We start from the raw sequence: 24,729 nt of genomic DNA, 5'->3' as shown, positions 1-24,729 counted from the left end.
TTTGGCGACTAAACCATATCACTTACTACCGTTTTTGTTTTTAGTTCCCGCTAATCCGCGATGAACCTTTTTATTGGATTGTATCCAGAATGCCTTCGCTACTTCCTACTTCCAGCACGCTTGAGGTTCCGAAACCCCAGAGTGATGCAATTTTAAAATATCGCTGGTGGAATCTAGGCACTCATCATTAGTTTGTGGTGCATGCGGCTCAGCTTGAATCGAATATGCGGTGCTGCTGGCCGAAATCGATAGCGTGTATCGGCTGGTGTCGGTGTCGCAAAAAGCGCATGTCCCTGCTGACACAATACTGGCCGCTGCCGATGCATAGTTTCCGGTGTACAGGCTTTCCATCGCCAATTGAATCTTTGTCATGTCGGCCAATGCGGTTGTCCGATGCGCCTTCAGCACATGGTTGGTATAGCTTGGGTAGGCAACAGCGCCGAGGATGCCTACGATGGTGATCGCTAGCAATAATTCGATCAATGTCATCCCTCTAATGCTTAAGTTGTTGCTGTTGCATCTATTTCTTCGAATCATCGCGAGTAGTTTCCTTTCATAGCTCGGCCCATTTTTCTCCGGTGGTAGCATCGGTGCAAGATTAAAAATAGTTGCGTACTGAATTACATAGGAATTTGGGAAATGACTCGCGGGTTTACTTTATTGGAGCTGTTAATCACGGTATCGGTGTTGTCGATACTGATCGCGACAGCTGCCCCAAGTTTCAGTTCCGTGTTAGCGTCGAGCAAGCTAAAAAGACTAGCCCCTGAGGTTCACCACTTTTTAGTAACTGCCAGATCAGAAGCTATCATTCGTAATCAAGATCTCTATGTGCTGTTTTTGGTCTCAGATAGCTTAGGTGATACTGAAAGTTCAGATGGTAATTGGGATATGGTGTTGAGCAGTTCCGCATCTTATGAGCCGGTCAATGTGCTTCTGCAGTTAGACGGTTCCCCATACCAAGATATCGAGGTGTCGTTTAATTTCCTTAATCAACAGTCAATATCAATCGATGGCGTCAGAGGGCGCTTTATTAATGGCAACCTTACCATGGCGTCCGTTAATCGCTTATCAGAGACACTATCAATCAAGGCATCGAGTGTTACCGGTAGGATTCGAATTTGTAGCAGTGATCCTGATGAAAATGGAGGCAATAGCATAGGTCATTATGGTTATGAGATTTGCTAGTCGGGGGATAAAGGGAAGCACATTAGTCGAGATGTTGGTGGCCTCGAGTATAGGGGTAATTGCTATTGGTGCGATCGGCTCGATATTCATAACCAACCAGCGTTTGGCGACAGAGAAAAGCTTAGCCCTCTTGTTATCACAAAACCTGTTCTCTACAACTCAGATGATGAAAGAAGAAATGTGGCGGGCAGGTTACGACGGTGACTCAGGGGAGTCGGTTAAGTTATCGGGAGCGGTCAATACGATTTACACCTACCAATCAAGCGCTGATGAGGTCTATATCGGCTTCGCTTATTTGCAGGAAAGTGCGTCATCGGTGTATCGAAATATTGTTTACCAATTCAAGGACAGTAAGCTTAACTACTGCATTGGCGAATCCACAGAGCTCTTGGCGATCAATGACAAACCGTTTAGTACTATGTCGGGTAATGTCACGATGACGTGCCAAAGTTTGTTTTTTGAACGTCAAATACAGGTCGATGGATTATCGGTTGAGGCTATGGAGCTTTCAAAAGGCAGTTCAACCTCTCAAAGAATCGATATTGAACTCGATGCCTCTTTAGTGAACGCCGACGTGAGTCACAAGGTGATGACTTCGGTTGTTCAGAGGAATTGGCAATGAATCGCTCTCAGCAACAAGGCTTGATCACTTTATTATTGGTCAGCGTGCTGCTGATTGGGGCCTTGATTGCTTCTTTTGGCAGTTTCAGAACTGTTTTTTATCAAATCAAGCGAGCTCAGAATGAAGTGCAGGCAAGGCAAGCACATTGGCGCTCTGAAGGTGGACTAGAGTGTACCTATTCTTATTTGCTTGAGCTGGATAAAACCATTGCCGATATAAAATATTCAAGCACTCGCTCAGCTGACTTCTCGGATTGGTGCTCTCCTTATATCGATGAGACGCAAATAGATATCTCAGATACGGTGAATTCTAGTGTTTATATCATCGCGGCTTCGACCAATCGGCAGCGACTGCTGAAAACGATACAAGAGGCTTCCCAATTTGGCACTGGCGCGATCCAATCCGTTGGTCCGATTGAATTGGTTGGGACATTGAGCTTGAATCCGACGGCAAAACAAGAGCCTATTAGCGGCGACGAGTATGAATGTGTCAGTGTCTCCTTTGCCGATCTTTTCACTTACCAATATGATTCGATGCATGGTGATTCTGGGCAGGCTTTAGGTTTACAGGTTTTGGACCCAAGCGATGATGGCCCGTTTGCCGGTTTCGATGGTGTTTGTCACAGTGATTACAAAACGGAGATCCCGAAGGCGAGCTCTGGCAGCAGCTACTCCATTTACGCGCCCGATCATTATCAGGGCACGAATCCGCTTCCTTTCAAAAAAGACTTCAACCCAGATCCGAACTTAGATCCGTTTTACACCTTCTTTGGTATCGATAAAACGGAGCAAAATATTGTCGACTTATCGCAAGATACTGATCTTTTTAAGCATACCCAGTTAATCAATGCCACTGATTGCGGCACGGAGATCATGAACCATTTTACATCGGGGCAAACGAAGGGGCTGTGGATTGAGGGTAACTGCCATATCAATGCGTCAGTGGCTGCGACAAATAACCCGGCACAACTGTTGGTGGTTCAAGACGGTGTATTCGCTTTGAACGGCGCAATGACGTACAACGGGGTGATTTATCATTTAGTCGACTATCAACAAAGCCATGTTCAAATGCGGGTCGATGACTTTTGGGACAATCTTGCGACGCCAAATGTGTTTACTCCCTATATAAAAGATATAGAAGACACCAGTATCGAGAAAAAAACGGTCGGGATTCAATTCGCCTCTGGTTTACCTTCCGGTGGTCTTATCTTTGATTCTCCTTTTGGTGTCACGACAATTGTTGGTGATATGGACTTAGATTTTCGTGCAGAATCCAATCCGAATGACCCGCCTTCGATCTATCAATGGACGCGAGGATCATGGCGTGATTTTTAAGAACTCAGGTTTTAGCTTAATAGAGGTACTTATCTCTTTTTTGCTGATCGGTATTGCGTCGCTTGGGCTGATTAAGCTGCAGGTCTACGTCGAACAGAAATCAGATTATGCATTGCAGAGTGTTGAAGCTCTGCATTTTGCAGAAAGTCAGCTGGAGTATTATCGAACTCGCGTGTCGGATGTGAGCGGGGCGGTGGGGTTAATTCCTTTTACTTCAATTAATCAAGCGAACTATTGCCTTAATGTCGCCAGTTCAGACCCTTTAATGGGGTTGTCGGGGTCGGGGTACAACATGACTTGTGAGGTGACCAATACGGATGGTGCTTTGTCTGGCGCACTTAAAAACATCACGGTCACGGTTGCATGGCAAGATCGTATGAACAGCCAACAGAGTATCTATCTTGAGACTATGATCTCTAAATACAGTGAATTTAACTGAGCTATCTAAAATGACAGGGTGCTGTTTATCGAGACAGGGTGTTTTTACCTATATAGAAAGTGATCTATTTACCGATATTACAGTGCGCTCACAATCGCACTGGTGCTTGGTCGGTGATTATCATTTCTCAGACATTATTTACGTGCCAGTTACAACTTTGTATGTGAAATGGTATTCTTTATGTTTTTATATTGTTGAGGTGGAATGGCATTTTTGCAAAATATGCCTCCATTTATGTAAAAGTGAATGGAATCTTGTGCTTTTTACCGATGACTTTAATAGAATGTGTGCTAAACCAATAGGCCATGGTTAAAACTTATATTAGGCCTGAACACACAACATCACATATGGAGTTACAATGAGTAACCAAGCGACAAACAAAGCGCCATCAACTGACAAGATCAGTGGTATGGATCGCTTTCTAAACTTCATTGAACGCGCCGGTAACAAAATTCCAGACCCAGCGATTCTATTCTTCTGGGCTCTCGTTATTGTATGGGTAGCATCTGCACTTTTGTCGAACCTTTCATTCGACCTTATCAACCCTCAAACGGGTGCTGCTCTAGAAGTTAATAATCTACTTACTGGTGAAGCGCTTGCGAGCTTCCTAGCGAACATGGTGACCACGTTCACCGGCTTTGCACCTTTAGGCATCGTACTGGTTGCTATGCTAGGTGTTGGCGTTGCTGACTCTTCAGGCTTTATTACTACTGGTCTTAAGAAGATGCTTAACTTCACACCAGCTAAGCTACTTACGCCAATGCTAATCTTGGTTGCTATCGTATCTCACACAGCAGCTGATGCCGGTTACGTTCTCGTTATCCCTCTTGGTGGTATCATCTTCCACGCTGCGGGTCGTCACCCTCTAGCGGGTATTGCAGCAGCGTTTGCTGGTGTATCAGGTGGTTTCTCAGCGAACTTCATTCCTTCTGGTATTGACCCGCTACTGGCTGGTTTCACGCAAACAGCGGCAAACGTTCTTGACCCTGAATACGTGATTAACCCTCTATCGAACATCTTCTTTACTGGTCTATCTTCAGTTCTGATCGTTGCTATCGGTTGGTATGTTACTGAGAAAATTATCGAACCCCGCCTTGCGAACACGCCAGTTGATGAAGATGCAGAAACCGCACCAGACCTAGGTACGTTCACTGCAATCGAATCAAAAGCATTCAAATACGCAGGTTGGGCAATGGTTGCTGGTATTGGCCTGCTTGTTGCGGCTCTAATCCCTGAGAATTCTGCTCTACGTTCTCCTGAAGGTGAGTTAACAGCATTCTCTGCACCAGTAATGAAGTCTATCGTTCCTCTGATCTTCATCCTGTTTATCATCCCAGGTATCGTTTACGGCCGTGTAGCGGGTACATTTAAGAACAGCAATGACGTAATCAAGGCAATGTCTGAGACAATGGCTACGATGGGCGCGTACATTGTAATGTCGTTTTTCTGCGCACAGTTCCTATCGGCATTCGGTCAATCGAATATTGGTACAATGCTGGCTCTTTACGGCGCTGAAGGTCTGAAAGCGATGGATCTTCCAGGTGAAGCAACGGTTGTTGGTATGATTCTACTAACGGCTGCCGTTAACCTTCTGGTTGGTTCAGCTTCAGCTAAGTGGGCTCTTATTGGTCCAATCCTAGTACCTATGCTAATGGTTGTGGGTATCTCTCCTGAGCTATCTCAAGCGGCTTACCGTGTCGGTGATTCAGTGTCTAACATTATCTCTCCACTGATGGTGTTCTTCCCACTGGTTGTTGTTTACTGTCAACGTTACGTTAAGTCGACAGGTATCGGTACTCTAGCTTCGCTAATGATGCCATTCTCGATTGCCATGCTAATCGGTTGGTCTATCTTCTTGCTAGCTTACTGGGCTCTTGGTATCCCACTAGGTATCCAAGCACCTTACACTTACACAATGTAAAATAGGCAAAGCTCTGTAATACACAAAGCTAAGCAAGATAAAATTATTGAAGCCCGCACCGAAATGTGCGGGCTTTTTTATAAGCTACGTGACCAGTTATTTACTACGATCAGTCTTAGGTCAACACGCCCTAGTTGTTGTCCATTTTTACTCAGATTAGGTATGCTTCACCGTATTGCCTTTGCCTTTCAATTTTTATTTTTGGAGTTTCCTTTGTCAGACCATCTATTCAGCCCCCAAGATGAAATCTTCATGCGCCGTGCTATTGAGGTGGCCAAGCAAGCCGAGAGCGAAGGCGAGGTGCCTGTCGGTGCGATACTGGTGAAAGATGGCGAGATTATTTCTGAAGGGTGGAACCGTTCGATAGGCAGCCATGATGCGACGGCTCACGCTGAAATTGAAACCTTGCGTAAAGCGGGTCAAGCCTTGGAAAACTACCGTTTACTCGATACCACCTTGTACGTCACGCTAGAGCCGTGCCCAATGTGTGCCGGGGCTTTGTTACATAGCCGAGTTAAACGCATTGTGTTTGGCGCTCCAGATTTGAAAGCGGGCGCAGCAGGGACGGTGTTAAACCTATTTGAAAGCCAAGCGTCATACCATTATGCCGATGTCGAGCAAGGCTTGTTAGAGCAGGAGTGCCGTGAGCAGTTACAGGCATTTTTCAAGCGTCGTAGGAGAGAGATAAAAGAGCAACGAAAGCAAGAACGTCTATTGGAAGAGCAGCGTTTAGAAGCGGAGATGAAAGCTGGCAACAAGAAATAGCAGCGAGCTTTCGGCACTCTCAATCGCAAGAGTGCCAATCAAACTGACTTGGTAATTACATTTACTATGCAACCATCTGCATAAAAGCACGGTTGCGCCATATTACCTTTTTCTTGTTATTGGACAACATGCGCTTACGGCGGTTTGCCGCAACGGTTTTATCAAGGCGTTTCGATTTTAGTTTGTTCATCATTTGAATGACTTCCTACTTGTCGTCTGACTTTTTAGTTTGGACCAACGATTTAATTATAGTGTTAGTCGTTTGTTTGGCCTGTCGCACGCTTGGCTTATTTAGAAGAGCAGTTCTAAATAAGCCAGCACTACACTGCAACAGAGCGTAATCTTGATTATGGTGTGCCGTTATAAGGTTCGATAGTTACTGCAATATGACATTTGAGCTCTCATCAACACTTTACCTACCTGATTTCTGTATCTCTCTGCGATGAGTGGAGAGTCGAAAAAAGAACAATAAAAAAGAGCAATGCTAAATTGCATTGCTCTTGGTGTATTTACTGCGAGGGCTGAGAGTTGCTGACTGTTGACCCACTAGCGCTAACGGCCGATTCAGCCCCTGAAATCGCTAAAGGAGGGATCACCATCAACCCTTCAAGGCTCGCTTCTTGTTCTTTATTACGCTTATTCACATGGCCGATGATGCTTTGGTAATAACGACGAATGTTCTCTACGTAGTTTCTGGCTTCATCACCACGCGCATACCCATATCGAGTTTGGCTGTAGTACTTCTTCTGCCTCAATAGCGGCAATCGGTCTTTCACATCACCCCAAGCATCAGGATTGCCACCTTGTGCCTTGGTTAAGCGTCGGGCGTCCATCATATGCCCGTAACCGACATTGTATGAGGCTAGAGCAAACCAGATCTTTTCATGCTGAGTGATTGAATCGGGCACTCGCTTGACGATATGACGCAGATATTCGACACCGCCTTGTACCGATTGTTTAGGGTCGAGGCGATTGGTCACGCCGACACTTTTCGCAGTCGGTAGCGTTAACATCATCATGCCTCGTACACCAGTAGGTGAGCGTGCGATAGGGTTCCAGTGTGACTCTTGGTAGGCCAAAGCGGCAATTAAGCGCCAATCAAATTCCTGAGAGTATTTCTGAAACAGTGGTGCCCACTTTGGGAGCTTGCTGTCGAGTGCGCGAATAAAGGCACGCGTATCTACGTAGTCAAAGGTGCCGATGTGGCCGATGTATTTCTCTTCCAGTGTCGCCAGTTCGCCAGACTGTTTTAGGCTACCGAAAAACTCAATCAGTAAAGCATAAAGGCTTTCATCTTCAGACTTTTGTAAATACCAAGAGATAGGTTGGTCTTCGGTAAGCTCAAAGGCTAAAGCCACGTCTGGGTATAAGCGCTGAGCAAGCGACAGTTCGATAGAGTCTGCAACGGTAAATAAACGTTCGCCGATTGATACTTCTTTGAGCAAGTCGTTAATATCGGCATTGCCCGTCGCCTCATAGATGAAGTCATCGTGTGTTTTCTGTAGCTGCTTGAGTGTTGGCTCAAAGTGTGAGTCTTGCACTACAACCAAAGATGGCGCCAACTCATCATTTGATGATGCTTGTTCGGGTTCGGATTGCGCTGTGAGAAATTCATCCTGACGTTCATTTTCAAACTCGATCAGTTGCTCAAGGTTTCTTGGTCGCCATTGACCTTTTTTGTACACAACCTGCTGGCTCACATAGTAATAAGCGGGCGCAGCGCGATAATCGCGGGTCAGTTTGTTGTTTTGCGTCAAGCCAGTCGCGATAAGATCGATTTCACCCTTCTTTAGATCGGGGAATAGACCTGATAAGCGGTAAGCGGGCTTCACCTCAAGCTTGACACCAAGCTCCTTGGCAAACTCACGTGCTAACTCGTAATCCAGACCGGCAGGGCCATCGGGACCGATGTAATAAGAGAGTTGGTTGTTGAGGGTTCCGACACGAAGAACGCCGCGCTCTCGTATCTGCTCAAGTTCACTTTTAGGTTCAGATTCAATCTGGCATCCATTGAGCCCAATGAGAGTGACAGCAAGCAGAAAGTATTTAGACGAAAAGGTGAGCGAAAAATTAGGCATCAAAATGAAATCTCGAAAAGTGGAAGCCCTTTATACCAAACCCCGCAAGGCTGGCAAAGCAGCTTTGATTAAATCGAGATGAAAGTGGTGATAAATGCAGCCAAAGGACCATTTATTCACAAAGATAAAAAAAATGACGCAAACGGTTGCTTTTGGTATTACGTCACAAAAAGAAATGCTTTATAATGCGCTCGCATGAAGAGGTGGGATCGGCATAGGTTTGATAACCTTCGGGATATACTCCTAGGAATAGCTTCGAAGAAAACAGTTAGGTTGTTCCTATAACCCACTGAATTTATTCCAATACTACCTTAATCAACTGCATAAGAGACCTAAGCACATGAGAATTTTGCGTGGCTCCCCAGCTCTATCTGAGTTTCGTGTTAACAAGCTTTTAGAGCTTTGTCGTGAATTAAGCTTACCTGTAACAGGTATTTACGCTGAGTTTGCCCACTTTGCTGATTTAACGGCAGACCTAGATGAGTCTGAAGTTGAGAAGCTAGAAAAGCTACTGACTTACGGTCCAACGATTGAAGAGCATGAACCTGAAGGTTTATTGCTGCTTGCAACGCCACGCCCGGGCACTATCTCGCCTTGGTCTTCAAAATCTACTGATATCGCACACAACTGTGGGCTGACTAAAGTGTCACGTCTAGAGCGCGGTACCGCTTTCTACATTGAAACCTCTGCTGAACTTTCTGCGCTGCAGCTTGTTGAGCTAAAAGCCATTCTGCACGACCGTATGATGGAAGTTGTTTTTACGGACTTCGAATCGGCAGCCGCACTGTTCACTGTTGCTGAGCCTGCTCCTTATGCGGAAGTCGATCTTCTTACTGGCGGACGTAAAGCGCTTGAAGAAGCAAACGTTACCCTAGGTCTTGCACTTGCAGAAGATGAGATCGATTACCTTCTTGAAAGCTTCACTGAGAAGCTAGGTCGTAATCCGACTGACATCGAGCTAATGATGTTTGCACAAGCGAACTCAGAGCACTGTCGTCATAAGATCTTTAACGCGGATTGGACGATTGATGGCGTTAAGCAAGAAAAATCATTGTTCAAGATGATTAAGAACACCTTTGAAACGACACCAGAACACGTACTGTCTGCTTATAAAGATAACGCAGCGGTAATGACGGGCTCTGAAGTCGGTCGTTTCTTCCCAGATCCAGAAACTCGCCAGTACAACTACCACCAAGAGAAAACACACATCTTGATGAAGGTTGAAACGCACAACCACCCAACGGCAATTTCTCCGTGGCCGGGCGCATCAACAGGTTCAGGCGGTGAAATCCGTGATGAAGGCGCGACTGGTATTGGTGGTAAGCCGAAAGCAGGTCTGGTTGCATTCTCTGTATCTAACCTTAAGATCCCGAACTTCGTTCAACCTTGGGAAACGGACTTTGGTAAGCCAAGCCGTATCGTGACTGCTCTGGATATCATGCTTGAAGGTCCTCTTGGTGGCGCGGCATTCAACAACGAATTTGGTCGTCCAAACCTATTAGGTTACTTCCGTACTTACGAAGAGAAAGTAAACTCTCACGCAGGTGAAGAAATACGTGGTTACCACAAGCCAATCATGCTAGCGGGTGGTCTTGGTAACATCCGTGATGATCATGTTCAGAAGAAAGAGATCCCAGTAGGAGCAAGCCTAATCGTTCTTGGTGGTCCTGCGATGAACATCGGCCTTGGTGGCGGTGCGGCATCTTCAATGGATTCAGGTTCTTCTTCTGAAGATCTTGATTTCGCTTCTGTACAACGTGAAAACCCAGAAATGGAGCGTCGTTGTCAGGAAGTAATCGACCGTTGTTGGCAGCTTGGTGATGCGAACCCAATCGCATTCATCCACGATGTGGGCGCGGGTGGTATCTCGAATGCACTTCCTGAGTTAGTAGACGATGGCGAGCGTGGCGGTATCTTCAACCTACGTGACGTGCCAAACGATGAACCGGGCATGAGCCCACTTGAGATCTGGTGTAACGAATCTCAAGAGCGTTACGTAATGGCAGTTGCTGACGAAGACATGGCAACGTTCGACGCAATTTGTAAGCGTGAACGCGCACCATACGCAGTGGTTGGTAAAGCAACGGAAGAGCGTGAACTTAAACTTGAAGATTCACACTTCGACAACACACCAATCGACATGCCAATGGACATCCTATTAGGTAAAACACCTAAGATGCACCGTGACGCGAAAACGCTAAAAGCAAACAACCCAGCGATTGACCGTTCTGGCATCGAGATCAACGAAGCGGTTGACCGTGTTCTTCGCCTACCAACAGTGGCTGAGAAAACATTCCTTATCACTATCGGTGATCGCTCGGTAACTGGCCTTGTTGCTCGTGACCAAATGGTTGGCCCATGGCAGGTTCCTGTTGCTAACTGTGCTGTAACGGCAGCAAGTTACGACTCTTACCACGGTGAGGCAATGTCTCTTGGTGAGCGTACGCCAGTGGCACTGCTAGACTTCGGAGCATCGGCTCGTCTAGCGGTGGGTGAAGCAATCACTAACATCGCAGCGACCAACATCGGCGATATCAAACATATTAAACTGTCGGCGAACTGGATGTCTCCAGCGGGTCACCCAGGTGAAGATGCAGGCCTTTACGAAGCGGTGAAAGCAGTCGGTGAAGAGCTGTGTCCAGCACTGGGTCTAACTATCCCAGTGGGTAAAGACTCAATGTCTATGAAGACTAAATGGGAAGAGAACGGCGAGCAGAAAGAAGTAACGTCTCCGCTATCTCTTGTTATCACTGCATTTACTCGTGTTGAAGATGTTCGTAAGACGATTACGCCTCAGCTTCGCACCCCGAATAACCTTGAAGGCTTAGGCGCTACAAGCTTAGTACTTATCGACCTAGGTAACGGTAAAAACCGTCTAGGTGCAACGGCACTGGCACAAGTTTACAAGCAGCTTGGTGATAAGCCAGCAGACGTAGACAACGCAGCGCAGCTAAAAGGCTTCTACGAAGGCGTTCAAGCTCTTGTGGCTAACGACCAAGTTGTGGCTTACCACGATAAAAGCGATGGTGGTCTATTCGTAACACTGGCTGAAATGGCGTTCGCAGGTCACTGTGGTGTTAATGCAAACATTGAAGCGCTTCTATCTGCATCAGAGGACAGCGAAGACACACTAGCAGCACTATTCAACGAAGAGCTAGGTGCGGTAATCCAGGTTCGTAACGATGATTTAGATGCTGTTCTTTCCACTCTTGCAGCAAACGGTCTAGAAGCGTGTTCACACGTAATCGGTAGCGTTATTGGTGAAGGGGAGGCCTCTGATGAACTAGTGATTAAGTCTGGTGAATCAGTAGTGATTGAACGTAACCGTACTGAGCTACGTACTATCTGGGCTGAGACAACGCATAAGATGCAAGGTCTACGTGATAACCCAGCATGTGCTGACCAAGAGCACGAAGCGAAGAAAGACAACTCAGACCCAGGTCTGAACGTGAAACTAAGCTTCGATGTTAACGAAGATATCGCAGCACCGTTCATAGTTGGCTCTATGATAAATAAAGGCGCTAAGCCTAAGATGGCGATTCTACGTGAGCAGGGTGTTAACTCTCACGTTGAAATGGCAGCAGCATTCGACCGTGCAGGCTTCGAAGCAACGGATATTCACATGAGCGACATCCTAACGGGTCAAGCAGTACTTGAAGAGTACAACGGCCTTGTAGCATGTGGTGGTTTCTCTTACGGTGACGTATTAGGCGCTGGTGAAGGTTGGGCTAAATCGGTTCTGTTTAACGACTCTACTCGTGACCAGTTTGAAAACTTCTTCAAGCGTGAAGATACGTTCTCTCTAGGTGTGTGTAACGGTTGTCAGATGTTGTCTAACCTACGTGAACTTATCCCGGGCGCTGAGTACTGGCCACGTTTCGTTCGCAACGAATCTGAGCGTTTTGAAGCGCGTTTCAGCCTAGTTGAAGTTCAGAAGTCTGATTCTGTATTCTTCAACGGCATGGAAGGTTCTCGTATACCAATCGCGGTTTCTCACGGTGAAGGCCGCGTAGAAGTGCGTGACAACGACCACCTAAACGTAATTGAGAACTCAGGGACGATTGCACTGCGTTACGTTGATAATAACGGTAACCCAACGCAGCAATACCCGAACAACCCGAACGGTTCGCCAAACGCTATCACAGGTCTAACAACGACGGATGGCCGTGTGACGATTATGATGCCTCACCCAGAACGTGTTTTCCGTACGGTGGCAAACTCTTGGTCTCCAGAAGGTTGGGGCGAGAATGGCGCTTGGATGCGTATGTTCCAAAACGCACGTAAGAATGTGGGTTAATTAAAAACGATTTAAACGTTATCGGGAAAATAACCACAAGCGCAGATCGAAAGGTCTGCGCTTTTTTTGATTGGTGGTGAGTGTGGTGTAGGGACCACAGGATAGTGGATGTGCGTATAATAAACTTTTGTCGAGTAGACGACACTTGTTACCAAGTGCCGCCCCTCTAAGAACCGTACGTGCAACTTTCACTGCATACGGCTCAAGCCTCCACTAAGGCATCATTGATACCCAGCAACTTATAACGCAGTCGGGACAGGCTCTTTCCAAGAGTTACAAGCTAACATTTTAGAGGCTTTGTTGCTTAAATCGATGGAACTAAATTAAGAAGCTACGATCTGTTCGGCTACACCCATCAATCGTCGTAGCCTCATGCCTAAACCTCGTTACAAAACAACTAACTGGAAACAATACAATAAAGCCTTAACCAACCGGGCGCGCATGCCATTTCGGTTTGATGAAGAAGCGATAGCCGAGTGGAAGCAAAACAAACAAGGCAAGCGTGGTAGACCTCGTCGATTATGCGACTTAGCCATTACTACCGCACTGATGGTGCAACGTGTTTTCTCTATGCCATTAAGCTGGCTAACATACAGATTGTTTACCCACCCTACACCTGTATAAGCCGCCGGGCTAAGGAAGTTGAGGTTTCATTTAAAACTGAAACCAGAGGTGCAATACAACATCTGGCCATTCATGCTATAGGTCTCAAGGTTTATGGCGAAGGTGAATGGAAGGTCAAGAAGCATGGTACTGATGGGTAGCGCAGAGTCTGGCGTAAGCTGCATATCGCAGTAGATACAAGCACCCACGGAATAGTCGCAGCAGAGCTGAGCTTATCTAACGTAACCGATGCCGAAGTGCTCCCCAACTTACTCAAGCAGACACGTCGTAAAATCCTTGATGTATCAGGTGATGGCGCTTATGACACAAGGAATTGCCATGATGACATACGGTTCAAGCGAGCGGTTCCGCTTATCCCGCCACGAGAAGGGGCAGCCATCTGGGAGCAAGGGCACCCTCGCAATTTAGCAGTAGGTTGCCAGAAGCTCTACGGCTCCAATAAGAAGTGGAAAGAGCGGTAGGGTTATCACAAGCGTTCGCTCTCCGAAACAACCATGTATCGAGTGAAACAGTTATTAGGTGGGAAATTAAGCCTAAGAAATTACAATGCTCAGGTTGGCGAGACTTACGCCATGATCAAAGCACTGAACAAACTTACAGGGCTTGGTATACCTGAAACTCAGTGTATTGTTTAAGAATTGACTAACATGGGGCTATCATGCCTTCTCACTGAATTAAGCAACAAGGCCGTTCATCATACTGACTACCTAGCACTTACCCGAATTGTGGTTTTCAGGAGGAACGTCCTCTCACGATTCTTTTCCCACTCAGCCAAGGGCCAAGTTTCGTTACATTGTCCGAGCCGCTGCTTTATTTAGGCTCGTAGGTTCATCTGGTGATACAGACGGTTCACTCATAAAGCGGTGAACAACGCTTCATACGACTTCAGGTCGCACGGACAAAAACGCGTTAGATCAAAAACTCTAATTCACTTAACTGATATTAGAAAAAATATCTTGAAACCTTAAAGCTGAGAGGTTGATACGGCGATGTTGAGCAATGAATCTTAGACCTCTAATCAGTCACCTTAGCATGGGTGAAGCCTGAAAGTAATAGACTTAGAGGACGTATGAATAATAACCAACAAAAGTCTGATGAGTGTGTTACCTTGGTTGTTCTCCCTACCGCTTAGTAGGGGCTTCTTTTCTTTTCCGAACTCGCATCTCGGCACTCCTTAGTTGCCCTCCTAAGCCTCATAGCAGGCTTTAATTATGTCTATTTCAACCCAAAAGTTAAGAAACATCTTCAAACTCACTAGAATTGAAAATTTCAAAACCAACTACGATGTAACCCATATCGCTCCTTGGCTACCACTTGCTCAGAAAGTGAAACCTGTCATCCCTTCGGCAATTATATATTGCGAAGGTAATTTCGGTGACATTGATGGTAAAACCGCTAATGGGCTAGTGAGGCATTCATTAAGCTATCGTATTCTATCGGTTATTGATAGTGTGTCTGCCGGCTTAGATGCTGGAGAAGTACTTGATAACAAAGCCAATGGAATACCGATCCTTGCCAATGCTGAAGAAGCTATCATTCACGCGGGAAGTATTCCCGATTACTTCATTTTTGGCATTGCGCCATCAAGTGGTTTTTTATCTGACTTAGATAAAAGCATCATTTTAAATGCCATGTCACTAGGAATGAACATCGTAAATGGCTTACATGAATTCCTAACTGATGATCCTCTATTTTTAGAAGCTAGCTTAAAGAATAACGTTCGAATATTCGATACTCGCAAACCCAAAAGTAAAGGCGATCTGAAAACGTTTATCGGGAAAATACACAACGTTAAATGTCCGAGAATTGCTGTAATGGGGACGGATTGCGCGCTAGGAAAACGAACAACAGCAACAATATTAACGAATGAACTGACTAAAAAAGGCCTTAACGTCGTTCTGATTGCCACTGGTCAAACAGGTATTATGCAAGGCGCACAATACTGCGTTGCACTCGATGCTGTCCCTTCACAATTTTGTGCCGGTGAGTTGGAATCTGTCATTGTACAGGCCTATGAAAAAGAAAATCCGGATCTGATAATTATTGAAGGGCAAGGAGCTTTAAGTCACCCTGCGTTTTCAACCAGCGCATTTATCTTACGTGGCAGTTGTCCAGCGGGTGTGATATTGCAACATGCTCCTAAACGTTTATATCGTAGTGATTTTCCTGATTGCCCAATGCCTTCGATTGCCTCAGAAATCAATCTTATCGAAACGTTTTCTAATACCGATGTTATTGGACTAACGCTGAATCATGAAGATATGTCTTTAGATGAAACACGCTGTGTGATAGACAGCTACACTACCGAATTTGGTATACCGGTTACTGATGCATTATCACAGCCTGTCGAACATCTACTGCACATCGTAACGTCAGCCTTCCCTATGATAGCAAGAAAACTGGCCGCAAAAGGGTGAACTACCCTAGATTAGACATTGATTGTGGGAAGATTCACCATAACGCTCAGTTCCTGATTACTCAGCTCTCACTAAAAAATATATCCGTTACACCTGTAACAAAAGCCTTCCTCGGCCACCCTATCATCGCACAAGTTTTTATTGATGCTGGCGCAACAATGTTAGCCGATTCAAGAATCGAAAATCTTCAAAAGATGACTGAATCTGGCATTGCTATCCCTAAAATGCTCATACGTACACCCATGCTAAGTCAAGTGGCGAGCGTAATAAAATACAGTGATATGAGTTTAAATTCTGAAGTTGAAGTAATTCAGAGGCTTTCACATGCAGCGGAACAACAAAATTGCCGTCACGGTATCATTATTATGGTTGAGCTTGGCGATCTCAGAGAAGGTGTGATGCCCCATCATATTATTGATTTTATCCGAGAAGTTATTTCTTTACCAAACATCACGATAAAAGGAATTGGTACGAATTTAGCCTGTCGGTATGGTGTCGCTCCAGATGATCAAAATATGAATATTCTTTCTGAGCTTGCCGATGGAATTGAAGCTACATTTGGGATCAGTCTAGAAATTATTTCAGGGGGTAATTCTGCTTCAATTAACTGGGCTCTTCAGAGAACAGGCTTAACTCGAGTAAATAACCTTCGTATAGGAGAAGCAATTTTTTTAGGCTGTGAGCCTTTAGAGCACGAAAATATCAAAGGCTTACATACGGATGCGGTTTCTTTGACCGCTGAAGTGATTGAATCCAAGACTAAACCGACTTTGCCTTGGGGGAGTCGTGGGTCAAATGCTTTTGGTGAAAAAGAAAGCCTTCAAGATAGAGGGGAGGTCTCACAAGCTATTGTAGCATTAGGCCGCCAAGATGTTTGTGTCAGCGGGCTTAAGGCTCCGAATGGGATTAAGATCATGTCTTCAACCAGTGATCATCTTGTCCTTGAATCCTCACGAAAACCACTATTTGTAGGGGAAAAAGTCACATTCGGTTTAGATTACAGTGCGCTCTTATCTTCTATGTCTTCACGTTATATCAATAAATATTGTAAGGCACCTAAAGGGAGAAGAAAGCAAGAAGGAACGCATAATGCTACGAACAGCAGTAATTATTTCCGTCAGTGTCATGCTTAACGGTTGTCAGATAAGCCCAATGAAATCTAGTGGGCTTGCCGATTATAGAGCGACGGTTATCTCAAGCCAACTGCCACAAGAGTTAGGCTCAATCACACTCGTAAATGCACAGTCAGAAGGCAATAGTGTCACTCTTGTTTTCGTAAAAAAGAAAACGTTGAATATGGACAGCTTAGTAGAAAAAGTCGCTGTTAGTTTTTGTGACAACATCGAAATAAGACCACTGTTAGAGAGTGGGATCTCTTATCGAATCATTACCTTAGGAAAAAATGAGAAAGTAGAAAGCCTTAACGTCATTTCTCTAGCTAACTGCTCTAATTGAATGCTTTGCAGTCGAATGGATAAAAGCCAATACGAGTTGTTCAATGTACTTAATGACATTATTTTATTGAAGTTTGACCGTCTTACGCCTTGGGAAAAAAACTTTATCACGGACCTACACCACAAAGCTTTAACTAAGCAGGTCATTTCAACTAAACAAGAACAACTTGTATTGAAAATTTCAATGAGAGCTCACAAGTCAAAGAAAAAAAACGCACATTCCAAGATTTAATTTAAGACTGTGTATACCTAATCTGTTCAAGGCCCTATAAACCTTGGACAGATTAGTAGTATTTGCACTTAACGTATTGAAAATAATCAAGTGTAGAGGTGTGGGTAATAACTTTCAGCGTAATGGCAATTGAAACACCTAAGTATTTAGGTTCCTTTTCGATTAACACTCAGTACCTTCTGAAAGCAACAATGCATCTTCTAATTCAACCCCAAGATAGCGGATTGTATTATCTACCTTGGTATGACCAAGTAGTAGCTGCACCGCTCGGATATTTTTCGTCTTGCTAAAAACCATCATGATGACCTCCTTATTTATTTGGTCATCACGATTGTAGTTAGAAGGAGATGGACAAATCTGAGTTAAGTTGCCAGCCAGTAAGGATTTTGACATTTCTGAGTTACGAATTCCCCCGACCAGAAACTACCCCCATTTGTTTACGCGCGTTAACCGTATAAAGGAAATTACGCAGCGTTTTTTTGGTATCGACTTTGTGCTTCATCAAGAAGGCGATGAGCGGCATGCTCATCTTTATAACCGTCTAGCTTAACCGTTTTACGCCCCTCTGGTAATTGTTTGTAAACACTATAAAACGCGTAAATGCGAGCGAGTTCAGCCTTAGGTAAATCATGAATTGAATTGATCTCGGCGTAGGTTGGGTCAATATCTTCTGTTGGTACTGCGATGAATTTTTCATCCTTTTCACCACCATCCATCATATCAATATAGCCAATGACCTTAATATCGATATAAGTTGCTGGTAATAAAGGCTCACGGGTGATCACGAGGACATCAGAAGCCGCACCATCATCGGCCAGAGTATCTTCAATATAGCCATAATTAGCTGGGTAGCTCACTGGCATAGATTGGAAGTGCTTTACTTTTAAGCGTCCCTGTTCGTCGAAACTATAGCGCGTGATGCTCCCAGCAGGGATCTCAACTTTCATTGTATATTTCATTGTTTGATATTACTCATTTATAAGTAGGCAATGTTCAAAAGGTATGTTTATTTTGACTGAAGTATCCAGTTCAATGCTTTCAGGGTGATGGATAGGAATGTCGACCTCTGCACCCACGTGGATGTTGATGCGCCAATGACTCCCTTCAAAACTCGATTTCACAACTCGACCCGATAGAACACTTTCACTGTTACCGTCATCGGCTGCGAAACTTAATCCTGAACTGCGTAGCCATAGGTGATTGCTTACCTTACCTAGCTTTGAAGAAGGCTTGGCCTTTAGATATTGACCTCGAAAATATACACTTGCGACCTTCTCAATAGGGTCCGCATTAATGCTCTCTACTGGCAGCTTGCAGTCAAAACCAGCAAGTGATGCAATCCAAGGAGAGTTGGGGGCAGAAAACAAAGCCTCAGGAGAGTCTATTTGCTCAATCTCACCGTCTTTCATAACAATAATTTTATCTGCAAACGCACAGGCTTCTAATGGGTCATGGGTGACATATAACACCGTTTTATTCAGTTTTTTAAATAACTTAGAAAACTCGTTTCGCATCTCAGCTCTGAGCTGAATATCGAGGTTAGACAAAGGTTCATCAAACAGCAATACATCTGGATTTGTAGCGATGGCACGCGCAATAGAGACTCGTTGTGCTTGCCCTCCAGATAACTCTCGCGGGTAACGATCGGCATACTGAGTAATCTGAAGTAGCTCTAGCATTTCGTTCACTCGGCGCTGACGGTCATCCTTCTTCATGCGATTTAACCCATAACCGATGATGTCACTCACCTTCATATGAGGCCACAATGCATAATCCTGAAACACCATATTCATTCGGCGATGCTCTGGCGGAAAGGCAAGAGGGCCATCTGTAACCACTTCATCTTGCAAACTCACTGTGCCACTCGCAGGAGTATCAATACCAGCTATGATTTTCAGCAAAGAAGATTTTCCAGACCCAGATGGGCCAACAATACAATAAACTTGCCCCTCTTCAAGTGAGAAAGAAACGTCTTTTAATATATCTTGCTTACCGATGGTGCGATAAACGTTACTGCAGCCTAAAAAGGCAGATGGGCTAGCAGTTAAAGAATTCAACATATCTCGTTACTCTTTAATTAAATGACTAAAATGACGACGCAGTAGTGTGTTACAAGCAGCAATGATAATAGCGGCGACCGAACCTGCGACAAAAACAGCGGCGGTAGAAATGCCGTATTCACCAGAGTCAAACTGCGCACTGACGAAAGGTGCAAGCATTTCAAATCTAGCCGGTCGCAACATGGAGTTAATCGCTAATTCAAAAATGCTTGAACCAAAGCCTGAAAGTGTCGCTGAAATCAATGCGGTTAATACGAGCGGCATAACAATGGTATACAGTCGGCGTAATAAACCTGCCCCTTGTAAACGCGCCGCGTTTAATTGACTAATAGGTACTTGAGCCATTGCGCCCATCAAGATTCGCACCGCTACAGGGACCGATGTAGCCGTCGACGCCAGTACCAATAGCTCAGGCTTTCCATACAAATTAAGGCCCAAAGATGAAAGCAGTGGCGAGTTCCATACAAAAATGAACCCCACCCCCAAAATGACACCTGGAATCGCCATAGACAAGGTGCAAGCAGTATCAATGATTCGGTTCATACCATTGCTTGTAAAGGTCAATAAATAAGCGGCTAAGAAGGCCAGTATCGCGCTTAAAATGGAAGACTGTCCTGCAATGACTAATGCATTTTTTAAACCTTCACCAAATTGAGAGCGACTGTGAAATAGGTTGATGTAATTATCAAAGCCAAAATTGCCAAGGAAAAAGCCATTCCAAAGCTGATCCATAAACGAAACCATCAAGCTGGTTCCAATTGGAATGCCCACCGCAATGAACAGAAAACTCCATACCACACTCGCAAGCAATTTAGCCCTTGGGGCAACAGGCGTGTTTTGCACCTCTGTTTGGCTGGATAAAAACTGGTAAGGTCTAGCACGCAATATCCAGAAGTAAGCGAATAAAGCGACAAACATGATAATGGCTAAGTACGTCGCTAATATGCCCGCTAAATCGAAGCGAATTGGAGAGTGATTAATTGCGGCGTAAATCGTATACGGTAACGTAGGGTATCGATAACTTGTTGCCATTGCAGCAGGCAGCCCAAAATCACCGATGGTATCGATGAAAACCAACACAATGCCAGAAAGGAGTGCAGGCAATAACAGAGGCATACGTATCGTAAGGAAGACCTGCCACGCTGGGCGACCACATAACCGTCCTGAAAGGCTCAAGTTCCTCATGCTCCACTGCAGCGCAGCAGACATAGCAAGGTAGGCCAGCGGGAAATTTTTCATCGCCATAATGAAGATAAGCCCATTAGGATTAAACACCATATCGGCAACGAATGACGATCCTGTTAGCTGCGTCGCTATTCCTGAACGGCTGGCAAATAACACCCAACCTTGTGCAATCACAAAAGAAGGTATGATTAAAATACACCACACGGCAAGGTCAACATATCGGCTTCCAGGGAAGCGGTACGAGTGTCGAGCTATAGCCAACATCGCGCCCATTAGGCCGCCAAGGACCCCCGCCCCAACTGATAAATAAAGACTGTTTGTTAACGACGCCATCCACAAGCGACGTTTGAATATTTCATCAAGTCCAACTGCGTCAGATCCCACTTCTATCCATTGCAATACGGGTTGCAGTACCACCATAAACATTGGTAATAAGACAAGACCTGCAAGAATAAACAAAATGAAAGCACCCAACATTTTATCGGGAGAGAAACGCTGGTTAAATTTAATTTTTTTCGGGCTTATAAGCGGTGCAATTGGCACCGTCTTTGTATCAGAATTAGATAACATCATTAGTTAATCGCGTTGTCAGCAAACCAGCTTTTAATCGCTTCATCATTTTCGTAAGCAAACTCAACTGGAGTAAAATTGTATTGAACCTTAGGACCTGGTCCATATGGCACTTCGCTGGCTTGTGTTACCGTCGGTCTAAACACACCATCACTACCGCCGTTATCCGCTAAGAACTGTTGTCCTTTCTCACTGAGCATCCACTCTGAAAACGCTTGAGTTGCTTCTTTGTGCTGAGTTTTAGCCTGAATACCAAAAGCACGGACAGTTGCTGGGCTGCCTGTTTCAGGCCAGATGATGTCGAAATCGGCACCTTGTTCAACAAATGTATAAGCTTGTTGGGAGGTCAATAACGCTACTTCTATCTCGCCTGATTGTAGTGCTCGACCAGTTGGACCATTAGTACGGAAAATTCGCAATCCATTATCAAACGCCTGTGAAAATAGATCTTTCGCTTTGTCTTCCCCTAATTGATGAAAAAGACCTGCTACACAAGGGTAAGCAGGCGCTGCAATCGATGGATCAGCCATACCGACCACGCCTTTTAGCTCTGGCTTAACAATGTCTTGGTATCCATTGATCTCAACATCATTATCTTTGCGCTTGACGATCACACACGCAGAAGAAATGCCAACGGGGTAAAATCCACTATTACTTGGCACGATAGCGCGTGCCTCATCCGTAAGGTTTTTAGCATTCTCAATAGTAAGGTGTTTTTTTAGATCGCCAGTAACGTTTAGGGAATGAAGGGTATTATCACCGTTAAACAGTATTAAGTCCCATTGTGGGTTACTGCGTTCTGCCGCGATACGTGCAATAAGGTTTCCACCAGACATTTTAACAACATCAAGCTCGTAACCTGTGTCTTTCGTAAATTGGTCACCAATAATCTCTTCAAAATCATTAGTATAAAGAACTGGGGCGGCAATAACTTGTGCTCCAAATGCCGCCGATAATGCTAGTGTGATGAGTTTTGGTTTGCTCATTTTAAACAGCCTTGTCGTCATTGATTCAAGTGAATGGTTTTGTTTTTCACGTTTCCGGAAGTTCATTCTATGAGTTGAATGCGACAAAACAATGATACTTTTAGTCATAACTGAAAGGACTAAAAGTTGAAGGTTGTGTAATCATTTCGTCATGAACAACGGTCACAATACTGCGCAACTTTGGGCTAACCTACGAGCGAGACTTGAATACTACCTCTTTTTCACACATGCTCTCTTTTGTCTATTCTGTTAAGCACGGTAGCTTTTCGGAAGCCGCTCGTCAGATTGGGATATCGGCTTCAGCAGTCAGCAAAAATGTCTCGAGATTAGAACAATCTTACGGTGTCAGATTGATTCGAAGAACAACACGTAGCCTGGTTCCTACCGATTTAGGTGTCCAGGTATTTGAAAAACTCGAAGCTATATTATTTGAACTTGAGAATGTTGAGAACGATATTCAAGATTCGATTAATACACCTAGAGGCAATATAAGTATCAAGCTACCTAGAGTGTATGGAGGTCGCTATATTGTGCCACTGTTGCACAAATTTGCCGAACAGCACCCAGCCCTTAATTTCGACATTATTTTGGATGATCGTCCAACAAATCTCATTGAAGAAAGGTTTGACCTAGCGGTGCATATTGGTGAACTTTCAGACAGCAACTTTATCGCCAGAAAGCTCGATGAAGAGCAACTCATGACCTGCGCATCACCTGACTACATTAAATCAAATGGAACACCTAAAAATCCCGATGAATTAGCCCAGCATCAGTGCTTGATCTTACGTTCCCAAGTCACGGGCATGCCTGAAAAATGGCAATTCAAAATAGAAAATAAAACGCAGTCAATTGACTTGAAGAGCCGATTTATTATTAATGAAGGGATGGCGTTAGTTAGGGGGGCAGACAAAGGAATGGGAATCGTTCAGCTTCCCAAAAATATGTTAGGACGTTCAATAGAGGCCAATCGTGTCACCGTGATTCTTGAAGAGTTTCAACCACCAGCAACGCCAATTCACCTTATCTATGCAGACAGCAACCAGCCAAACCGCATAAAAGTCTTAATTGAGTACTTGTTATCCCACCGTGATTATATAAGCATATAAGGCTATTCTACCTGGGGGTGCTCAACCTCGGTGCCGTATTAATCATCCTATACTAGGGCCAGGGTGAGATCGTGAACGATTTTTAATCAAAATTATGATCGATTTGACGATCACATTTAGCTGTGATCTTATACTGCCTTTTTAGGGAGAGCATCATGCACATTGACCACTTCAAAGAACATTTTCAAACGATTATCGACCAGCGCCAAAGTGAAAAGGTCACATATTGCCTGTTTGAAGTCCTTTTTGGCTCGCTATGTTCGGTGATTGCAGGCGCAAAAGGTTGGTTTAATATTCGTGAATACATTCTTGGTCATCATGATTGGTTCAAGCGTAATAATTTGTTTTTGAATGGTATTCCTGCTGATGACACGATAGCTCGTATCATCTCTACCATTGAACCTGAGCAGTTCCATGAGTGCTTCATTAACTGGATGTCATCAATACATACTCTTACCGAAGGTCAAGTAATTGCGATAGATGGCAAAACACTTCGAGGCTCTTACAATCGTGAAGACAGAGCGAGCACCATTCATATGATTAGTGCTTATGCATCGTCAAATAAGCTCGTGTTGGGACAGCTGAAAACCGAAGAAAAAAGCAATGAAATTACAGCAATCCCTGAACTGATAAAGATGCTTGATATCAATGGTTCCTAGTCACCATTGATGCAATGGCCTGCCAAACCAAAATTGCCAAAACCATTGTAGAGCAAGGTGGGGACTACTTGCTTGCCGTAAAGAGCAACCAAGGGGAACTCCGTCAAGCAATAGAAAAGGCGTTCTCTTCTCAGCGATCTAATGTGGTTGCTGACATCTCTCCCGAGCAAGGACACGGCCGTATAGAGTCTCGCCAATGCTATGTTTTTGATAGTACGAAACTTGAAGGTAACTTCTCTCGCTGGAAAGGCTTGCAGAGCATTGTTATGGTTGAAAACTTTCGTCTTGATAAAGGCAAATCTGTCGCTCTAGAGTACCGTTATTACATCAGTTCTAAAAAGCTTAGTGGAGAGCAAGCTGCGATGGCAGTCAGAGAACATTGGGGTATAGAATCAATGCACTGGGTGCTTGATGTAACCATGAATGAAGACGCGTGCCAGATATACAAAGATCACGGTGCAGAGAATCTATCATGCTTAAATCATATGAGTTTGAATATGCTCCGAGAAGAGCCAACCAAGCTAAGCATTGTAGGGAAGCAAAAGCGATGCATGATGAATACATCCATGCTAGAGGTAGTATTGAGTGCTGGTTTTAATCAGGAGGTGAAAAACTAGGCACTCATGCGGTCGCCCTGGAGATATACCCGTTCAACTTGAAGATGCAGGCTTGAGAACTTGAAAGTTATCATTAATTCGAGATGCCAAAGAGCCTGCACTCTCTGGAAGAGTCACAGTAAAAAATTGCTCTATTGCCGCCTTGAAATCCCGTTTACTTTTGAAGTAAACGTTGTTC

19 protein-coding genes and 4 pseudogenes are annotated in these 24,729 nt (G+C 44.6%); 14 read left to right on the top strand and 9 right to left on the bottom strand.

Annotated features, from left to right (window positions below):
* Window positions 1-105: 105 nt before the first annotated feature.
* Window positions 106-588 carry a type IV pilin protein gene (locus Q1A70_RS12850; protein WP_299691772.1) on the bottom strand — a complete coding sequence of 161 codons (483 nt, stop codon included), beginning with the start codon at window positions 586-588 and terminating at the stop codon, window positions 106-108.
* 51 nt (window positions 589-639) lie between these two features.
* Here Q1A70_RS12850 and Q1A70_RS12845 point away from each other — a divergent pair, with 51 nt between their 5' ends.
* From Q1A70_RS12845 to tadA, 6 genes are all read left to right on the top strand, one after another.
* Window positions 640-1,185, top strand: a complete 546-nt coding sequence (locus Q1A70_RS12845; protein WP_299691774.1) for a GspH/FimT family pseudopilin — start codon at window positions 640-642, stop codon at window positions 1,183-1,185.
* The gene (locus Q1A70_RS12840) at window positions 1,172-1,807 is read left to right on the top strand and encodes a pilus assembly protein PilW (protein ID WP_299691776.1); all 636 of its coding nucleotides are present in this window, start codon (window positions 1,172-1,174) and stop codon (window positions 1,805-1,807) included. Before Q1A70_RS12845 ends, Q1A70_RS12840 begins: the two co-directional genes overlap by 14 nt.
* Window positions 1,804-3,141, top strand: a complete 1,338-nt coding sequence (locus tag Q1A70_RS12835; protein ID WP_299691779.1) for a hypothetical protein — start codon at window positions 1,804-1,806, stop codon at window positions 3,139-3,141. Before Q1A70_RS12840 ends, Q1A70_RS12835 begins: the two co-directional genes overlap by 4 nt.
* Complete coding sequence (locus Q1A70_RS12830; protein ID WP_299691782.1) at window positions 3,131-3,580, top strand: prepilin-type N-terminal cleavage/methylation domain-containing protein; 450 nt, start codon at window positions 3,131-3,133, stop codon at window positions 3,578-3,580. The genes Q1A70_RS12835 and Q1A70_RS12830 overlap by 11 nt, the downstream gene beginning before the upstream one ends.
* Window positions 3,581-3,938: 358 nt before the next feature.
* Entirely contained in the window at window positions 3,939-5,501 is a 1,563-nt protein-coding gene (locus tag Q1A70_RS12825; protein WP_299691785.1) for an AbgT family transporter, read from the top strand.
* A 162-nt stretch (window positions 5,502-5,663) separates the two neighbouring features.
* The gene (tadA, locus tag Q1A70_RS12820) at window positions 5,664-6,266 is read left to right on the top strand and encodes a tRNA adenosine(34) deaminase TadA (protein WP_299691788.1); all 603 of its coding nucleotides are present in this window, start codon (window positions 5,664-5,666) and stop codon (window positions 6,264-6,266) included.
* Between the two features lie 64 nt (window positions 6,267-6,330).
* Here tadA and Q1A70_RS12815 read toward each other — a convergent pair whose 3' ends face one another.
* Together Q1A70_RS12815 and mltF are read right to left on the bottom strand one after the other, a co-directional pair.
* Window positions 6,331-6,459 carry a hypothetical protein gene (locus Q1A70_RS12815; RefSeq protein ID WP_299691838.1) on the bottom strand — a complete coding sequence of 43 codons (129 nt, stop codon included), beginning with the start codon at window positions 6,457-6,459 and terminating at the stop codon, window positions 6,331-6,333.
* A 316-nt stretch (window positions 6,460-6,775) separates the two neighbouring features.
* Complete coding sequence (gene mltF / locus Q1A70_RS12810; protein WP_299691842.1) at window positions 6,776-8,344, bottom strand: membrane-bound lytic murein transglycosylase MltF; 1,569 nt, start codon at window positions 8,342-8,344, stop codon at window positions 6,776-6,778.
* 340 nt (window positions 8,345-8,684) lie between these two features.
* Between mltF and purL the strand changes: the two genes are divergently transcribed.
* The 6 genes and pseudogenes from purL to Q1A70_RS12780 all read left to right on the top strand — a co-directional run bounded on the left by purL (window position 8,685) and on the right by Q1A70_RS12780 (window position 17,368).
* A complete protein-coding gene (purL, locus tag Q1A70_RS12805; RefSeq protein WP_299691844.1) occupies window positions 8,685-12,641 on the top strand; it encodes a phosphoribosylformylglycinamidine synthase in 3,957 nt (1,318 codons plus the stop codon).
* A gap of 372 nt (window positions 12,642-13,013) precedes the next feature.
* Window positions 13,014-13,900, top strand: a pseudogene (locus Q1A70_RS12800) (IS5 family transposase).
* A 576-nt stretch (window positions 13,901-14,476) separates the two neighbouring features.
* On the top strand, window positions 14,477-15,682 hold the full coding sequence (locus Q1A70_RS12795; RefSeq protein ID WP_299691847.1) for a DUF1611 domain-containing protein: 1,206 nt from the start codon (window positions 14,477-14,479) through the stop codon (window positions 15,680-15,682).
* A complete protein-coding gene (locus Q1A70_RS12790) occupies window positions 15,679-16,815 on the top strand; it encodes an alanine/ornithine racemase family PLP-dependent enzyme (protein ID WP_299691850.1) in 1,137 nt (378 codons plus the stop codon). Before Q1A70_RS12795 ends, Q1A70_RS12790 begins: the two co-directional genes overlap by 4 nt.
* Window positions 16,772-17,137 (top strand): type II secretion system pilot lipoprotein GspS-beta, encoded by a 366-nt coding sequence (gene gspS2, locus Q1A70_RS12785; protein WP_299691853.1) that lies wholly within the window; start codon window positions 16,772-16,774, stop codon window positions 17,135-17,137. Before Q1A70_RS12790 ends, gspS2 begins: the two co-directional genes overlap by 44 nt.
* Complete coding sequence (locus tag Q1A70_RS12780) at window positions 17,138-17,368, top strand: hypothetical protein (RefSeq protein ID WP_299691856.1); 231 nt, start codon at window positions 17,138-17,140, stop codon at window positions 17,366-17,368.
* A 162-nt stretch (window positions 17,369-17,530) separates the two neighbouring features.
* On the opposite strand, the pseudogene Q1A70_RS12775 reads toward Q1A70_RS12780, so the two are convergent.
* From Q1A70_RS12775 to Q1A70_RS12755, 5 genes and pseudogenes are all read right to left on the bottom strand, one after another.
* Window positions 17,531-17,665 (bottom strand): annotated as a pseudogene (locus Q1A70_RS12775) (integrase); the annotation flags it as partial.
* 167 nt (window positions 17,666-17,832) lie between these two features.
* A complete protein-coding gene (locus Q1A70_RS12770; protein WP_299691859.1) occupies window positions 17,833-18,327 on the bottom strand; it encodes an inorganic diphosphatase in 495 nt (164 codons plus the stop codon).
* A gap of 9 nt (window positions 18,328-18,336) precedes the next feature.
* Window positions 18,337-19,428, bottom strand: coding sequence for an ABC transporter ATP-binding protein (locus tag Q1A70_RS12765; RefSeq protein ID WP_299691862.1), 1,092 nt, complete (start codon window positions 19,426-19,428; stop codon window positions 18,337-18,339).
* Window positions 19,429-19,434: 6 nt separating this feature from the next.
* On the bottom strand, window positions 19,435-21,186 hold the full coding sequence (locus Q1A70_RS12760) for an iron ABC transporter permease (protein WP_299691865.1): 1,752 nt from the start codon (window positions 21,184-21,186) through the stop codon (window positions 19,435-19,437).
* Window positions 21,186-22,169, bottom strand: a complete 984-nt coding sequence (locus Q1A70_RS12755; protein WP_299691868.1) for an extracellular solute-binding protein — start codon at window positions 22,167-22,169, stop codon at window positions 21,186-21,188. Before Q1A70_RS12755 ends, Q1A70_RS12760 begins: the two co-directional genes overlap by 1 nt.
* A 203-nt stretch (window positions 22,170-22,372) precedes the next feature.
* Here Q1A70_RS12755 and Q1A70_RS12750 point away from each other — a divergent pair, with 203 nt between their 5' ends.
* Complete coding sequence (locus Q1A70_RS12750) at window positions 22,373-23,275, top strand: LysR family transcriptional regulator (RefSeq protein WP_299691871.1); 903 nt, start codon at window positions 22,373-22,375, stop codon at window positions 23,273-23,275.
* A 155-nt stretch (window positions 23,276-23,430) separates the two neighbouring features.
* Window positions 23,431-24,551: pseudogene (locus tag Q1A70_RS12745) on the top strand (ISAs1 family transposase).
* Window positions 24,552-24,584: 33 nt separating this feature from the next.
* Here Q1A70_RS12745 and Q1A70_RS12740 read toward each other — a convergent pair.
* Window positions 24,585-24,729, bottom strand: a pseudogene (locus Q1A70_RS12740) (IS630 family transposase); the annotation flags it as partial.

This window comes from uncultured Vibrio sp. (assembly GCF_947488985.1).
Taxonomy (GTDB): Bacteria; Pseudomonadota; Gammaproteobacteria; order Enterobacterales; family Vibrionaceae; genus Vibrio.
The sequence above is the reverse complement of the archived record's forward strand: the minus strand, read 5'-3'. Positions and strand labels throughout refer to the sequence as shown.